This is a genomic window from Burkholderia sp. 3C (genome assembly GCF_054589155.1).
Genome location: NZ_BAAILN010000066.1, coordinates 123095 through 140329, shown reverse-complemented (window position 1 = coordinate 140329; position 17235 = coordinate 123095). Strand labels below are relative to the sequence as shown.

General features: G+C 67.9%; 8 protein-coding genes. 6 read left to right on the top strand and 2 right to left on the bottom strand.

Annotation, left to right across the window (positions count from 1 at the left end; all coding sequences use genetic code 11):
• The first annotated feature begins 528 nt into the window (after positions 1-528).
• Entirely contained in the window at positions 529-8553 is an 8025-nt protein-coding gene (locus tag ACYP33_RS10920) for an autotransporter-associated beta strand repeat-containing protein (protein ID WP_459621577.1), read from the top strand.
• Positions 8554-8634: 81 nt separating this feature from the next.
• Here ACYP33_RS10920 and ACYP33_RS10915 read toward each other — a convergent pair whose 3' ends face one another.
• Positions 8635-8805, bottom strand: coding sequence for a hypothetical protein (locus ACYP33_RS10915; protein ID WP_414446932.1), 171 nt, complete (start codon positions 8803-8805; stop codon positions 8635-8637).
• Between the two features lie 465 nt (positions 8806-9270).
• On the opposite strand from ACYP33_RS10915, the gene ACYP33_RS10910 reads away from it, so the two are divergent.
• Positions 9271-10431 carry a transposase gene (locus ACYP33_RS10910; protein ID WP_459621574.1) on the top strand — a complete coding sequence of 387 codons (1161 nt, stop codon included), beginning with the start codon at positions 9271-9273 and terminating at the stop codon, positions 10429-10431.
• Between the two features lie 321 nt (positions 10432-10752).
• On the opposite strand, the gene ACYP33_RS10905 is transcribed toward ACYP33_RS10910, so the two are convergent.
• On the bottom strand, positions 10753-12306 hold the full coding sequence (locus ACYP33_RS10905) for a mannose-1-phosphate guanylyltransferase/mannose-6-phosphate isomerase (protein ID WP_459621572.1): 1554 nt from the start codon (positions 12304-12306) through the stop codon (positions 10753-10755).
• Positions 12307-12732: 426 nt separating this feature from the next.
• On the opposite strand from ACYP33_RS10905, the gene ACYP33_RS10900 reads away from it, so the two are divergent.
• The 4 genes from ACYP33_RS10900 to ACYP33_RS10885 all read left to right on the top strand — a co-directional run.
• Positions 12733-14109, top strand: coding sequence for an undecaprenyl-phosphate glucose phosphotransferase (locus ACYP33_RS10900; protein ID WP_459621570.1), 1377 nt, complete (start codon positions 12733-12735; stop codon positions 14107-14109).
• 91 nt (positions 14110-14200) lie between these two features.
• Positions 14201-15637, top strand: coding sequence for a UDP-glucose dehydrogenase family protein (locus ACYP33_RS10895; protein ID WP_459621569.1), 1437 nt, complete (start codon positions 14201-14203; stop codon positions 15635-15637).
• Positions 15638-15677: 40 nt separating this feature from the next.
• Positions 15678-16118 (top strand): low molecular weight protein-tyrosine-phosphatase, encoded by a 441-nt coding sequence (locus ACYP33_RS10890; protein WP_414446937.1) that lies wholly within the window; start codon positions 15678-15680, stop codon positions 16116-16118.
• Positions 16119-16123: 5 nt separating this feature from the next.
• The coding region (locus tag ACYP33_RS10885; protein ID WP_459621925.1) for a polysaccharide biosynthesis/export family protein at positions 16124-17235 on the top strand (1112 nt) is incomplete at its 3' end.

Here is a 17235-nt window from a genome sequence, read left to right as displayed (position 1 = left end):
TGCGTGTGCGTTGATTGATCCCGGTATTGCCGATTGGTTACTCATGCGTTCATTTCAGTTTCACTGAATCTCAAGTCGAAACGATCGCCTAATAAAAATTCGAAATTAGGGTTTCAGGGTAAGGATAATTCGATCAATAAATAGATAGAATCTGACTCGACCTGAAAAATAACAAACATAGGCGGGAGGCAAATTTCCCGTTTGAGGCACTCGATATAGCGGTTCGCGTATCGAGAAACGCCGGGCGTGGATCGTCGGTTCGGATGGTGCTTGCCTGACAAGGCGGGCGGTGGCGTTGGCGTGGTTTGCCACGCTGGCGTTGCGTTTTCCCGTTGTCGTGTTGCCGTGGTGAATATTCGTTACGCCGTGTCGCCGCGTGTCGCCGCGTGACGGCGCGTGCGCGCCGTTTTCCGGCAGCCGGGCGGCGATCGAATATGGCGATATAGATCGGTGCCATTGGTTTTTTCCGATGATCGATCAGAAACCCAAAAAATCCGTATCCGCTCAAACATGATTGGGGAATAAAGAATGGTCCGCGCTCGCGATCCGCATGAATCTGATGTGCCGAAAATCCTGCCCGCGATGGGCGTATTCCTCGCATTGGTCGGGGCCGGGATCATTCCGGCTCACGCGGCCTGTACGACCGCGGGCAGCAACGTCACGTGCAGCGGCGCGGCCAACCCGCTCGCCCCCAGTTTTTCGAATGGTGCGAGCAACCTGAACGTGACGGTGAATCCGGGCGGCAGCGTGGGCGTGCTGCTGGGTGTGGGCGGCAACGCGATGACGCTGACCGGCAGCAACGACACGTTGACCAACAACGGCCGGATCGATCCCACGCTGCTCGGCACCGGGCTCGGCGTGCTGTCCTCGGGCGTGGTGATGGGCAACGCGTCGGCCAGCACGCAGACGATCACCAACAACGGCTCCATGAACGGCACCACCGGGTTGTCGATCGGCCTGACCGGCATGGCGCTCGCGGTGCAGAACGGTGCGGGCGGCACCACCAACATCACGAATACCGGCACGATGGCCACCAGCGGCATCATCGGCGCCACGTTGCTCGGGCCGGATGCGGGCGTGATCGCGGCCTACGGTGGCGGGCAGGTCAACGTCAACAACTCGGGCACGATCACGGGCCGGGTCGCGCTGGGCAGTTCGGCGGGCGGCAATACGTTCACGAATTCCGGCACCGTGAACGGCAGCGTGTCGATGGGCCAGAACAGCACGAACCAGTTCATTGCCACCACCGATTCGTCGGTCAACGCGGCGGGCGGCACGGGCCTGGCGGTCAATCTCGGGATCGGCGCGGTCACGATCGGCTTCGCGGCAACCGGCACGGTGGATGGCGGCGCGGGCGGCAACAACACGCTGTCGCTGCAGCAGGGCACCTCGGCCACGGGCAGCATCAGCAACAGCGGCTACGTCAACTTCAACCATCTCGACGTGCAGAGCGGCACCTGGACCTTGAGCGGCGCGTCGAGCGTGGCCGATGCCTCGCTCGGCAACGGCGCGACGGCCGTGGTCGACAATGCGGCCTCGCTCGGCACCGGCACGATCAGCTCGAACGGCGGCGCGATCCAGGCGGCCACGCCGGGCTTGACGCTCTCGAACGCGATCGGCCTGAGCGGCAACGGCCTGACCGTGAGCGGCGCGTCGGGGCTCGGCTTGAGCGGCACGATCTCGGGCGGCGGCGCGTTGACCCAGGCGGGTTCCGGCACGCTGACGCTGACCGGCGTGAATACCTACACGGGCGGTACCAAGCTGAATGCGGGCAAGGTGGTGGTCGGCAACAACGCGGCGCTCGGCACCGGCACGGTGACGGTGGGCGGCAACGCGACGCTCGACAGCAGCCAGGCCGTTTCGCTGTCGAACCAGATCGCGGTAAACGCCGGTGCCACGCTCGATCTGGGCGGCAGCAACGCGATGAACCTGGGCGGCGCGATCTCCGGTGCGGGCGGTGTGGCCAAGGACGGCGCGGCCACCGTCACGTTGACGGGCGCGAACACCTACACCGGCGGCACCACCATCAACGCGGGCACGCTGGCGCTGGGCGCGGGCGGCTCGCTGGCGGCCACCGGCGCGGTCAACCTGAGCGGCGCGGGCGCCGGCTTCGACATCAGCGCCTCCGGCGCGAACCAGACGATCGGTGCGCTGTCGGGCGCGGCCGGCACCACCGTCGCGCTCGGGGCGAACGCGCTGACGTTCGGCGACGCGACCAATCAGGCGTTCGGCGGCACCATCGGCGGCACGGGCACGGGCGCGGTCGTCAAGCAGGGCACCGGCACGGAAACGCTGACGGGCGCGAACACCTATACGGGTGGCACCACCATCAACGGCGGCACGTTGGCACTGGGCGCGGGCGGGTCGCTCGCGGCCGGCGGCAGCGTCAATCTCGGCTCGGCCGGCGCGAGCTTCGATATCAGCGGCGCGGGTGCGAACCAGACGGTCGGTGCGCTGTCGGGCGTGGCCGGCACCACGGTCAATCTCGGCGCGAACGCGCTGACGTTCGGCAACGCCACCAACCAGACGCTCGGCAGCGCGGTCATTGGCACCGGTGGCCTGGTCAAGCAGGGCAGCGGCACGGAAACGCTGACGGGCGCGAATACCTACACGGGCGGCACCACGGTCAACGCGGGCACGCTGGCGATCGGCGCGGGCGGCTCCCTCGCGGCCACGGGTAGCGTCAACCTGGCGAATGCCGGCACGGCGCTCGACCTGAGCGGCGCGAGCACGCCGCAGTCGATCGGCAGCCTGAGCGGCGCGGCCGGTTCGGCCGTGGCGCTGGGCGGCAACAGCCTGAGCCTCGGCGGTGCAGGCAACGCCACCTTCGCCGGCACGATCGGCGGCACGGGCGGCGTCACGAAGAAAGGCAGCGGCACGGAAACGCTGACGGGTGCGAACACCTACACGGGCGGCACCACCATCAACGCCGGCACGCTGGCGCTCGGCGCGGGCGGTTCGCTGGCGGCGACAGGCACGGTCAACCTCGGCGTCACGGGGGCGCGTTTCGATATCAGTGCTGCGGGGGCGGCGCAGACGATCGGCAGCCTGTCGGGCGCGGCCGGCACGACGGTGGCGCTGGGCGGCAACGGCCTGAGCTTCGGCGATGCGGGCAATGCCACGTTCGGCGGCGCAATCACGGGCACGGCCGGCATCACGAAACAAGGCACCGGCACGGAAACGCTGACGGGCGCCAACACCTTCACCGGCGGCGCGACCATCAACGCGGGCACACTGGCGATCGGCGCGGGTGGTTCGCTCGCAGCCGGCAGCAGTGTCAACCTCGCGAATGCGGGAACGGGGTTTGATATCAGCGGCGCGAGCACGTCGCAGACGATCGGCGGCCTGAGCGGCGCGGCCGGCACGAGCGTGTCGCTGGGCGGCAACGGCCTGAGCTTCGGCGACGCGGGCAGCGAAACGTTCGGCGGCACGATTTCGGGCACGGGCGGCATCACGAAGATCGGCACAGGCAAGGAGACGCTGACGGGTGCCAACACCTACACGGGCGGCACGACCGTCAACGCGGGCACGCTGGCGATCGGTGCGGGCGGTTCGCTGGCTGCGACGGGCGGTGTCAACCTCGCGAATACGGGGGCGGCGCTCGATCTGAGCGGCGCGACCATGCCGCAGACGATCGGCGGCCTGAGCGGCGCGGCCGGCACGAGCGTGTCGCTGGGCGGCAATGGGTTGAGCCTCGGCGATGCCGGCAACGCCACGTTCGGCGGTTCGATCACCGGCACGGGCGGCATCACGAAACAAGGCGCCGGCACGGAAACGCTGACGGGCGCGAACACCTTCACCGGCGGCGCGACCATCAACGCGGGCACGCTGGCGATCGGCGCAGGCGGTTCGCTCGCGGCCGGCAGCAACCTCGACCTCGCCAATACCGGCACGACGTTCGACCTGAGCGCTGCAACCACGCCGCAAAGCCTCGGCGGCCTGAGCGGCGCGGCCGGTTCCACGGTCAGTCTCGGCGCCAACAACCTGGGCTTCGGCGATACGGGCGACGAAACGTTCGGCGGCGCGATCGTCGGCACGGGCGGCATCACGAAACAAGGCACCGGCACCGAAACGCTGACGGGCGCGAACACCTTCACGGGGGGCACCACCATCAACGCAGGCACGCTGGCGATCGGCGCGGGCGGTTCGCTCGCGGCCGGCGGCAGCGTCAACCTGGCGAATGCCGACACGGCGCTCGACCTGAGCGGTGCGACCACGCCGCAGGCGATCGGTGGCCTCAGCGGTGCGGCCGGTACGAACGTGACCTTGGGCACCAACAGCCTGAGTTTCGGCGACGCGGGCAGCGAAACCTTTGGCGGCACGATCGCGGGCACGGGCGGCGTCACCAAGCTTGGCGCGGGCACGGAAACGCTGACGGGCGCCAACACCTACACGGGCGGCACGACCGTCGATGCGGGCACGCTGGCGATTGGCGCAGGCGGTTCGCTGGCCGCGACGGGCGGCGTCAACCTCGCGAATGCGGGCGCGGCGCTCGACCTGAGCGGCGCAACCACGCCGCAGACGATCGGTGGTTTGAGCGGCGCGGCCGGCACGACGGTGTCGTTGGGCAGCAACGGCCTGAGCCTCGGCGATTCGGGCAACGCAACGTTCGGCGGCGCGATCACGGGCACGGCCGGCATCACGAAACAAGGCACCGGCACCGAGACGCTGACGGGTGCCAACACCTTCACGGGCGGCGCGACCGTCAATGCCGGCACGCTGGCGATCGGCACGGGCGGTTCGCTCGCGGCCGGCAGCCGCGTCAATCTCGCGAATTCGGGTGCGGGCTTCGATATCAGCGGTGCGAGCGCAGCACAGACGATCGGTGGCCTGAGCGGCGCGGCCGGCACGAGCGTGTCGCTGGGCGGCAACGGCCTGAGCTTCGGCGACGCGGGCAGCGAAACGTTCGGCGGCACGATCTCGGGCACGGGCGGCATCACGAAGATCGGTACGGGTACGGAAACGCTGACGGGTGCCAACACCTACACGGGCGGCACGACCGTCAACGCCGGCACGCTGGCAATTGGCGCAGGCGGCTCGCTGGCGGCAGGCGGCGGCCTCGACCTCGCGAACGCGGGCACGACGTTCGACGTGAGCGGCGCGACCACGCCGCAGGCCGTCGGCGGCCTGAGCGGCGCGGCCGGCTCCACGGTTGCGCTGGGCGGCAACAACTTGAGCCTCGGCGATGCCGGCAACGCCACGTTCGGCGGTTCGATCACCGGCACGGGTGGCATCACGAAACAAGGCACCGGCACCGAAACGCTGACGGGCGCGAACACCTTCACCGGTGGCGCGACCGTCAATGCCGGCACGCTGGCGATCGGCGCAGGCGGCTCGCTCGCAGCGGGCAACAGCCTCAACCTCGCGAACTCGGGCGCGGCGTTCGATCTGAGCGGCGCGACCACACCGCAGACGATCGCTGGCCTGACGGGCGCGACCGGCACGACGGTCGCGCTCGGCGCCAACACACTGAGCCTCGGCGACGCCGGCAACGCAGCCTTTGGCGGCACGATCGCCGGCACGGGCGGCCTCGTCAAGCAAGGCGCCGGCACGGAAACGCTGACCGGCGCGAACACCTACACCGGCGGCACCACCGTCAACGCGGGCACGCTGGCGATCGGCGCGGGTGGGTCGCTCGCCGCAAGCGGCGGCCTCGACCTCGCGAACGCAGGCACGACGTTCGACCTGAGCGGCGCGACCACGCCGCAAACCATCGGCGGCCTGAGCGGCGTGGCCGGCACGAGCGTGTCGCTGGGTGCCAACACCCTGAACCTCGGCAATGCGGGCAACGCCACGTTCGGCGGCGCGATCGGCGGCACCGGGGGCCTCGTCAAGCAAGGCACCGGCACGCAGACGCTGACCGGCACCAACACCTTCACCGGCGGCGCAACCGTCAACGCGGGCACGCTGGCGATCGGCGCGGGCGGTTCGCTGGCCCCCGCGGGCGATGTCAACCTCGCGAACGCGGGCACGACGTTCGACCTGAGCGGCGCCACCACGCCGCAAACCATCGGCGGCCTGAACGGCGCGGCCGGTTCGTCGGTGGCGCTGGGCGGCAACACGCTGACGGTCGGCAACGCGGGCAACGCCAGCTTCGGTGGCGCGATCGGCGGCACGGGCGGCCTCGTCAAGGCCGGTGCGGGCACCCAGACGCTGACATCCGACAGCACCTACAGCGGCGGCACGACCGTGACGGGCGGCACGCTGGTGGTGGGATCGAACGGCGCGCTCGGCACCGGCGCGTTGAACGTGACGGCCCCGGCCACGCTCGATGCGTCCACGGCGGTCACGCTCAACAATGCCGTCAGCCTGGGCAGCACGGCGACCATCGCCGGCACTCAGGATCTGACGCTGGCCGGCACGGTGTCGGGCACCGGCGGCCTCGTCAAGAACGGCAACGCGGCGCTCACGCTCACCGGCGCGAATACCTTCAGCGGCGGCACCACGCTGAACGCGGGCACGCTCTCGCTCGGCAACGCGCAGGCGCTCGGCGTCGGCTCGCTGACGGTCAACGGCGGCAGCCTGCTGCTCGGCACCACCGCGCTGACGCTCGACGCGCTGAACGGCGCGGCCGGCAGCACCATCGACACTGGCACGGGCGGCCTCACGGCCAGCAGCGGCACCTACGGCGGCTTGCTGACGGGCGCGGGCTCGCTGACCAAAAGCGGCGCCGGCATGCTCACGCTGACCGGCGAGAACAGCTACACGGGCGGCACCACGATCGGTGGCGGCACGCTGCAGATCGGCGACGGCGGCAGCGCCGGTTCGATCCGAGGCAACGTCGTCAACTTCGGCCGCCTGCTGTTCGCGCGTGGCGACAACATCACGTACGACGGCGCGATCAGCGGCACCGGTTCGCTGACGCAGGCCGGCAACGGCCAGTTGACGCTGACCGGCGCGAGCACGCTGAGCGGCCCCACCACGGTGGCGGCCGGCACGTTGAACGTGGCCGGCTCGCTGGCGCAATCGACCGTGACCGTCAACAACGGCGCAACCGTCACCGGCGCGGGCACCCTCGGCGGGCTGGTAGTCAACAGCGGCGCGACGGCGGCCGCGAACCAGCCCGGCTCGGCGCTGAACGTGGCGGGCAACGTGACGTTCCAGCCCGGCTCGACGCTGCAGGTCGCCGCCACGCCGCAGCAAAGCGGTTCGGTCGCCGCCACCGGCAGCGCGCAGCTCAACGGCGGCACGGTGCAGGTGCTGGCGAACACGGGCACGTATGCGCCGCTCACGCGCTACACCATCGTCAGCGCGAACGGCGGCGTGAACGGCACGTTCAGCGGCGTGAACAGCAACCTTGCATTCCTGAAGCCGCTGCTCGGCTACGACGCCAACCGTGTCGTGTTGAGCCTGGTGACGAACGGCACCTCGTTTGCCGATGTCGCGCAAACCGGCAACCAGCGTCAGGTCGCCAACGCGATCGGCACGCTCGGTGTCGGCAATCCGATCTACAGCGTGGTGCTGTCGAGCGACGCGAACAACGCGCGCGCGGCGTTCAACGCGCTCGACGGCGAGCTGTACGCGAGCATCAAGAGCGTGCTGCTGACCGACAGCCGTTACGTGCGCGATGCGGTAACGGATCGCGTGCGTCAGGGCCTCGGCGCCTCCAGCGGGCCGCTGGCGGCGCTCGCTTCGGGCGGCGCATCGGTGTGCGGCGACGCCAACTCGGCACTGTCCGGCCCGGCCGGCGCCGCGGCTGCGCAGCAGCGCTGCCAGGCCGCGCCGTATCAACCGGTGGTGTGGGGGCAGGCGTTCGGCGGCCGCAGCCGGCTCGATGGCGACGGCAACGCGTCCTCCCTCTCGCGCAGCATGACGGGCTTCATCGCCGGCGCCGACATGGGCCTCGGCGACCACTGGCGCGCGGGCCTGGCCGGCAGCGTCACGCACAGCAGCTTCGACAACGACACGCAATCGTCGGCCAGCGCCGACAGCTACTCGGTGTCGCTGTACGGCGGCGGCCAGTTCGGCGCGCTCGGCGTGCGCGGCGGTGCGGCCTACACGTGGCACCGCATCGACGGCGATCGCTATCCGTCGTTCGCGGGCTTCTCGGATCACGCGCAAAGCAGCCTCGACGCGCAGACGGCGCAGGTGTTCGGCGAAGTCGGCTACGCGCTGCCGGCCGGCCCGATCGCGCTCGAACCGTTCCTGAACCTCGCTTACGTGAATCTGCATACCGACGCCTTGAGCGAGACGGGTGGGGCCTCGGCGCTGCGCGGCAACAGCGCGTCGAACAACATCGGCTTCTCGACGGCGGGTCTGCGCGCGGCGACCAAGTTCAGCGTGATGTCGAACGGCGGCTTCACGGCGCGCGCGATGGCGGGCTGGCGTCACGCGTTCGGCTCGACCACGCCGAATTCGACGTTCTCGTTCGTCAGCGGCGGCGGCGCGTTCCAGGTGGCCGGCGTGCCGATCGCGCGCGACGCGGCGGTGGTGGAGCTGGGCATCGATGCGAACCTGACGCGGCGCCTGAAGCTGGGCCTGACGTACAGCGGCCAGTACGGCAGCGGCGTGCGCGACAACGCGGTGCTCGGCAACCTGCTCTGGAAGTTCTAAGCGCCAGCAGGGCACTATGCGGACGGATGCCCGCGCATCCGTTCGCATCCCGAAGTTTGCCGACGATGCAATCGTCGCGTATCAGGGGGCTGCGGCCTTCGCGAGCAGTTCGTGTTCCCGGTCAGGGTTGCCGCCCGCGGCCAGCGGGCATCGCCGTTTGATGCGCGGTATTCCGGCGAGCGGGGTTATTGCGATCGAAACGGCGAACCACTCCATCAATTGATTGCACGGTTTGCAATTGAATTGCGACATTTGTCGATCAATTTCCGGCTAATTTACCGATTGCAGATCACAGTCGGAAAATCATTCCTTTTCTAATTCGTTATCGCGACCTGAAACAAATCGTAAGCAAATATGACAATCCACGAAATCCATGCTGGTAAAGGGTTTTAGCGCGATGGGGCGGCGTGTTTAGAGGCGGCATGGATTACCATTTTGTGGCTGAATCCATTCCTTGTTTCAGCGGGTAACAATACGAGATTGTCATATTGAGGCAAACCCTGATGGTGGTATGCTTCATGCACATTAAATTCCGCATCCCATAGCGAAAGGGGTTTCGTGCATCGATGCCGTGAATTGCAGCACCGCTTCAGTGCGCAATGCATCGGTACGGCACACCCGGTAATCGTCCAATGTGCAACCCGGCCATGATCGTGCATGCCACACGGTCATGTCGCCCCGATCGCAGCCCCGGCCCGGCTGCGTGTGGAGATATCTATGTTCTTCGATGAGCTGAACGATGAAGAATGGACACGCGTATCGACGCTGATCGCGGACGAGCCGATCCGGCTGAATCGTCGCGGGCGCCCGCGCGCGGAAACGCGCGTGGTGGCGAACGCGATCCTGTGGATTCTGACCACCGGCGAACCCTGGTCCAAGCTGCCGGGCCGCTATCCGTCCGGCCCCACCTGCCGCCGCCGTTTCGAGGAATGGCTGGCAAGCGGCACGCTCGGCGAGATGGTCGCGATGCTGACCGACATGAGCCGCCGCACGTTCGCCTACGTGCCGCCACCGCCGCCCGAACTCGTGGTGCCTGCCGCGAGCGACGAGCCGGTCGTCAATAACGATCGGCTGCGCGGCGTGTTCTGGCAGAACCCCGAATCGTGGCGCCTGCCGGTGGCCGAGGCCGACAACTGGTGCGACGAGGAAGACGAAGCCGGCATGCGTCAGACGGTGCGCGAAGCACCGGTGGCCGCGTCGATCGAGCCGCCCGCGCCGCTGGCCGTGCAGCCGCAACCTGCAGCGCGGCAACTCGCGCAACTGCTGCCGCCCGTGCAGGCCGCCGCCGTGGCGCTGCACGCCGAGCCGGCCGCGCGTGCCGCCAATCCTGCGGAATCCGAAGCGAATGCGGAGGGTGAGCATCCGCGGCCCGTGTCGGTGCGTTTCGCGACCGTCGCGCCGCAATCGGAGCCGTACTGTGGCTTCACGCTGTACGGCACCGCGCAGCCGGTGCAGAACATGATGTATCGCGCCTGGGCCGAGATCGCGCAGGACGGCCGCCGTGTCGAACGCTCGGGCCTGATCGGCCCGCGCTTCTCCGATCCCGAGGCGGCCGAGCGTTTCGCGATTGCCTGGGCGCGCGACTGGGTCGACCAGCACCGCGTGCTCGAGGCGGATGCCGAACTGCCGACCGCGACGGTGGCCGCACCGGCCTCGGTGCCGCTCGCGAATCACGAGCCGGTGTCGCTGCCGAAGCTGCGCACCGTGCACCCGGTGTCGGCCGCGCTCGCCACGCTGTCGACGCTCGTGCCGAACGACCGCAACAACATTCGTCACTTCGGCAGCGAACGCCTGAATCCCACCGAAGACGAATTGGGTGAGGCTGCGGCGCGTTCGCTGGACCTGCCGCACCGCGAATTCGCTTACCAGATCGGATAAATCGCACCGGGCTGCCGCGCTTTCTCAGGCGGCTCTGTCGCGGAGCATGATGGGCCACACGCCGGCGCCTTCGGGCCGTCGGCGTTTTTCATGCAGCCGGCGCTTCGTTATCCGTCAGGATGACGAAGTGCTGAAGCGCCAACGCCGAAGCGCCAACGCCGAAGCGCCACCGCCGAAGCGCCACCGCCGAAGCGCCACCGCCAACACTACGCACACCCAAACAAAAACGCGGCGGCCCGCCACGCACCTTGCCGGTACGCAACAGGCCGCCGCGAGGCGGACCTTCGTGTTCGATTCAACGCGGCATCGAGCCGCCGCGCATCAGCCTCGGCCGTACGTATCGTCGAAGCGGACGATATCGTCCTCGCCCAGATACGAACCCGATTGCACCTCGATCAGTTCGAGCGGCATCTTGCCCGGGTTGTCGAGCCGGTGCGTGGTGCCGAGCGGGATATAGGTCGATTCGTTTTCCGACAGCAGGAACGTTTCGTCGCCGCGCGTGATGCGCGCCGTGCCGCTCACCACGATCCAGTGCTCGGCGCGATGGTGATGCATCTGCAGCGAAAGCTGCGCGCCCGGCTTCACGACGATCCGCTTGACCTGGAAGCGCTCGCCCATGTCGACCGAATCGTAATGGCCCCACGGGCGATGCACCTTGCGATGGTTGGTGGCTTCGGCGCCGGCTTCGGCCTTCAGTTGCTTGACGATCTTCTTGACGTCCTGAACGTTGGCCTTGTCGGCCACCAGCACCGCGTCGGGCGTTTCCACCACGATCATGTCGCGCGTGCCGACGCAGGCGATCAGTCGGCCTTCCGAATGCGCGAACGTGTTCGACGCGCCCTCGAACATCACGCGCCCGCGCGCGACGTTGCCGCCGTCGTCCTTCTCCGAGATCTGCCAGATCGCATCCCACGAGCCCACATCCGACCAGCCTGCATCGAGCGGCACCACCACGCTTTCGCACAGCTCCGGCGCGTTGACGAGCGGCTCCATGACCGAGTAATCGATCGAATTCGACGGCGATTCGCCGAAGCTCTCGCGGTGCAGGCGGAAGAACGTGCCGTCGTCGGTGCCGTTGGCCACCGCGCGTTCGCAGGCCGCATGGATCTGCGGCTGGAAGTGCTTGATCGCCTTCAGCCACATCGATGCGCGCACCACGAAAATGCCGCTGTTCCAGAGGTAGTCGCCCGACGAAACATATTGCTGCGCCAGTTCGAGGTGCGGCTTTTCGACGAAGCGTTCGAGCTTGCGCACCGCCAGCTTGCCGCCGTCGTCGACTGTCTGACCGACGCGGATGTAGCCGTAGCCGGTTTCGGCATGGGTCGGCAGGATCCCCATGGTGGCGATGCGGCCCTGGGCGGCGTGGCGGATCGCGGCGTCGATGGCGGCCTGGAAGCGCGTGAGGTCGGCCACCGCGTGATCGGCCGGCATGACCGTCAGCACCGCGTCGCCCCCTTCGGCGATCGTGCGCAGCGCGGCGATCGTCAGTGCCGGGGCGGTATCGCGGCCGAACGGTTCGAGCACGATCGACGCGTCCTTGCCCACCAGCCGCAGTTGCTCGGCCGTGGTGAAGCGGTGATCGTCGCCGCACACCACCATGATTCGTTCGGAGACCGGAAGATCGCCTTCATAGCCTTCGAGGCGGCGCGTGGTCGATTGCAGCAGCGATTCGCTGCCTAGCAAGCCGATCAACTGCTTGGGGAACTGTTCGCGAGACATCGGCCAGAGGCGCGTGCCGGAACCGCCCGCCAGCACGACCGGCTGCACGGCCACGCGGGTGGCGGCCGGCGTGGCGGCATCGCGGCTGGCTGCGGGAGCGGGCGTGGCGGGGGAGACGACGTTCGGCGTGGCGCCGACGACGGACGGAGGGTTCATTGGGCACTCCTCGAGACGGTGGATCGGTCCGAATATTTTTAGCACGACATAATTAATCGATAAAAGCGTTTTGCTGCGCCGCACGATCGCCGTCCGGCGTAAAAATATAAAAAATTATGTCAGTGACGTCATCAAAATTCGTCTGCGTAAAAAGTGTAAAGAATAGGATGAAATGAACGATATGTCATTGATTTTAAACAAGTCACGACGTTTTACTGATTTCAGGTGCCTGCAAATGATCTTTAAATTCGGAAAAATTTGCTCAGAAAAAATCGACAGAAAAATGCAAAACTTTCCGAATATTTTTAGAAATACTTGCGCGCTTGCAGCAACAATTTTCTTGCCGCTTCAATAGCGCCTGCAGCCAGCGACACGGTGTCGTATCGCGCTGCGACCCGATCATTTGTCCAGGCTGAAGGAGCGACCATGTTGAGCGTGTTGGCGAGAGTGATCGATATCGCGATGGCGTTGCTGGGTGCGCTGATCGCGGCCGCGCTGCATCGCGGCGGCTTCGTCGCGCTCGACGATCTGCAGCGTTCGATGGTGCTGTTCAACGGCATGCTGATCGTCGCGTTTTTCCCCGCGTTCGGGATCTACCAATCCTGGCGCGGCAAGCCGGTGCGCGCGCTGTTGTGGCGCGTGGCCAGCGCCTGGTGCGTGGTGGAGGGCGCCGGCATCCTGATGAGCTTCAGCTTCCACCATTCGGGCGAGCTGTCGCGGCTGTGGCTCGGCTACTGGGGCGTGATCACCGCCGCGCTGCTGGTGGCGTCGAAGGCCAGCGTGCACTGGGTGCTGCGCAGCCTGCGCCGCGAGGGCTACAACCACAAGGCGGTCGGCATCGTGGGCGACACCGGCGTGACGCGCCGGCTGATCGCGCAGATGCGGGCGCGGCCCGAGGCGGGCTTCACGCCGTCGTGCGTGTTCGACGTGACCGGCAAGGTGGAGACGCGCGATTGCGAGGGCGTGCCGGTCGAGCGGCGCTTCTCCGAGCTGGTGCGGCTGGTGCGCGGCCGCGCGCTGCGCGAGCTGTGGCTGGCGCTGCCGATCACCGAGGAGCAGCAGATCCACCGCATCGTGACCGAGTTCCAGCACGACTTCGTCAACATCCGGCTGATTCCGGACGTGCGCAGCCTGTCGTATTTCAACCAGGAGGTGGTGGAGCTGCTCGGCGTGCCGGCCATCAACCTGGCGGCCTCGCCGATCACCGACGTGCGCATTCTGCCGAAGTTCGTGTTCGACCGGATGTTCGCGCTGGCGGCGCTGACCATGCTGGCGCCGATCATGCTGATGATCGCGGCGATGGTGAAGCTGACCTCGCCCGGCCCGGTGTTCTTCCGCCAGACGCGCAAGGGCATCGACGGCAACGAGTTCCGCATCTACAAGTTCCGCTCGATGAAGATGCACAACGAGGTGAAGGGGCAGGTCACGCAGGCGCGCAAGGGCGACGCGCGGATCACCCCGGTGGGCCGCTTCCTGCGCCGCACCAGCCTCGACGAACTGCCGCAGTTCATCAACGTGCTGAAGGGCGAGATGTCGGTGGTCGGGCCGCGTCCGCACGCGCTCGAACACGACGACATCTACAAGGATCTGGTGCGCGGCTACATGTTCCGCTACCGCATCAAGCCGGGCATCACCGGCTGGGCGCAGATCAACGGCTTTCGCGGCGAAACCGACCGCGTCGAGAAGATGTCCGGCCGCGTGAAGCTCGACCTGTACTACATGCAGAACTGGTCGTTCTGGCTCGACATCAAGATCGTCGTGCTGACGCTCTGGAAGGGCTTCACCGGCAGCAACGCGTACTGAGCTTGACGCTTACCGTGGCGCGCCGCACCCGGCGCCGCCGCACTTTTCCGATCAACGCGAACGACCTTCACCGGTCGCAAGGGCTGAAAAAATGAACCTGACTATCATCGGCAGCGGTTATGTGGGACTCGTCACGGGCGCGTGCCTCGCCGACATCGGCCACGACGTGTTCTGCCTCGACGTGGACGCCGCGAAGATCGCCGTCCTGAACGACGGCGGCGTGCCGATTCACGAGCCGGGCCTCAAGGAAATCATCGCGCGCAACCGCGCCGCGGGCCGCCTGCGCTTCTCGACCGACGTGGCCTCGGCGGTCGCGCACGGCGACGTGCAGTTCATCGCGGTGGGCACGCCGCCGGACGAGGACGGCTCGGCCGACCTGCAATACGTGCTGGCCGCCGCGCGCAACATCGGCAAGTTCATGACCGGCTTCAAGGTGATCGTCGACAAATCGACGGTGCCGGTCGGCACGGCCGAGCGCGTGCGCGAGGCGGTGGCCGCCGAGCTGGCCGCGCGCGGCGTGGACACCATGTTCTCGGTGGTGTCGAACCCGGAGTTCCTCAAGGAAGGCGCGGCGGTGGACGATTTCGCGCGCCCCGACCGCATCGTGATCGGCTGCGACGACGACGTGCCGGGCGAGAAGGCCCGCGAGCTGATGAAGAAGCTGTACGCGCCGTTCAACCGCAATCACGACCGCACGCTCTACATGGACGTGCGCTCGGCCGAATTCACCAAGTACGCGGCCAACGCGATGCTGGCCACGCGCATCTCGTTCATGAACGAGCTGGCGAACTTCGCCGACCGCGTGGGCGCCGACATCGAGGCGGTGCGCCGCGGCATCGGCTCCGATCCGCGCATCGGCTATCACTTCCTGTACGCCGGCGCGGGCTACGGCGGCTCGTGCTTCCCGAAGGACGTCGAGGCGCTGATCCGCACCGCCGACGCGAGCGGCCAGTCGCTGCAAATCCTGCGCGCCGTGTCGGACGTCAACGCCGCGCAGAAGCAGGTGCTGGCGCGCAAGATCACGGCACGCTTCGGCGAGGACCTGACGGGCCGCACGTTCGGCGTCTGGGGCCTGGCGTTCAAGCCGAACACCGACGACATGCGCGAGGCACCGAGCCGCGCGCTGATCGCCGACCTGCTGGCGCGCGGCGCCAGTGTGCGCGCCTACGACCCGGTCGCCACCCGGGAAGCGCAGCGCGTGCTGGCGCTCGACCTGGCCGAGCGCCAGCACGATCTCGAACGGCTGACGTTCGTCGACGAGGCCGGCGAGGTGGCGCAAGACGCCGACGCGCTGGTGATCGTCACCGAATGGAAGGCGTTCAAGAGCCCCGATTTCGCGGCGCTGGCCGCGCGCTGGAAGTCGGCCGTGATCTTCGACGGCCGCAATCTCTACGAGCCGCTCGCGATGCGCGAGCTTGGCATCGAATACCACGCGATCGGCCGCGCGCACGCGGTGCAGGCCCAGCCGGCCGCTGCCGCCAAGCCGGCCGCGCGCGTGGGCACGTCCACCGACAAGGCGCGCGCCTGAGCGCCGCCGCCGCGCAACCGACGCAGAGGAGGAAAACGCGATGTTCCGCAATGTGCTGATCGTCTGCCACGCCAACGTGTGCCGCAGCCCGACCGCCGAGATGCTGTTCCGCTCGCATGGCCAGGAGGCGCTGGAAAGCTGCGCCTTCCATTCGGCCGGCATCCACGCGAACGACGGCGACAACATCGATCCCGTGATGCAGGCGCTGCTCGCCGAGCGCGGCCTGGATGCCTCGACGCACCGCTCGCGCCGCCTGAGCCAGGCCATCGTGCGCGACGCCGACCTGGTGCTGACCACCGAGCGCCGCCAGATCGACGCGATCGAGGCGGTCGACCCGTGCGCGCGCGGCAAGGTGTTCCTGCTCGGCAAGTGGGAAGACGCGGAGATCGCCGATCCGCACGGGCACAGCGAAGCGGCCTACCGCGAAAGCTGCGAATTGATCGAACGTCTGGTTCAAGGATGGCTGCACAAACTATGCTGACACGCCTGTTTCCGCGCTCCCTCGCGGCGCGTTGCGCGCCGCTGCTGATCGCCGCGCTGCTGTCGGCCTGCTCGACCGCGCCCGGCAATTACCTGAACACGTCGCGGCTCGACGAGAAGGGCGCGATGCCCGACACGCACTACGACGTCCACATGATCACGCCGCAACTGGTGGCCGAGCAGGCGCTGGCCGCCTCGCAGGTGCAGCGGCCGTTGCCGCCCGACCTGTTCCCGGACCCGACCCAGTACGTGTACAAGATCGAGTCGCAGGACATCCTCGGCGTGACCGTCTGGGATCACCCGGAACTGACCACGCCGCAAGGGCAGTCGTTCTCGGCCGGCGGCAACACCACGCAAACCATCGCCGGCGCGCTGCAGCAGCCCTACACCAACGCGCTGCCGGGCCAGGCCGACCCGTACGGCCAGACGGTCGGCCCGGACGGCACGATCTACTTCCCGTTCGTGGGCCGCCTGCTGGTGGCCGGCCGCACCGCGCAATCGGTGCGCGAGGAGCTGGCCGCCAAGCTGTCGCGCTACGTCAAGAACCCGCAGGTGGACCTGCGCGTGCTGTCGTACCGCAGCCAGAAGGTGCAGGTGACGGGCGAGGTCAAGACGCCCGGCCCGCTGGCGATCACCGACGTGCCGCTGCGCCTGGTCGACGCGATCACGCGCTCGGGCGGCACCACCAGCGAGGCCGACCTGCAGCGCGTGCGCCTGACCCGCCACGGCCAGTACTACGTGCTCGATGCGAACGCGCTGCTCGACAAGGGCAACACCTCGCAGGACGTGATGCTGCAGCCGGGCGACGTGGTCAACGTGCCGGATCGCACCGACAGCCGCGTGTTCATCATGGGCGAGGTCAAGCAGCCGGTCACGGTGCCGATGCTCAAGGGCCGGCTGACCATCGCCGATGCGCTGACGGCCGGCGGCGGGCTGCTCGATACCGACGCCAACCCGCGTCAGATCTACGTGCTGCGCGACATGATGAACAACCCGACCGCCCCCGACATCTACCGCCTGGACATGACCCAGCCCGAGGCGCTGATGCTGTCGAGCCGGTTCCAGTTGAAGCCGCTCGATGTCGTCTACGTGGGCACGGCCGGTTCGGTGCAGTTCAA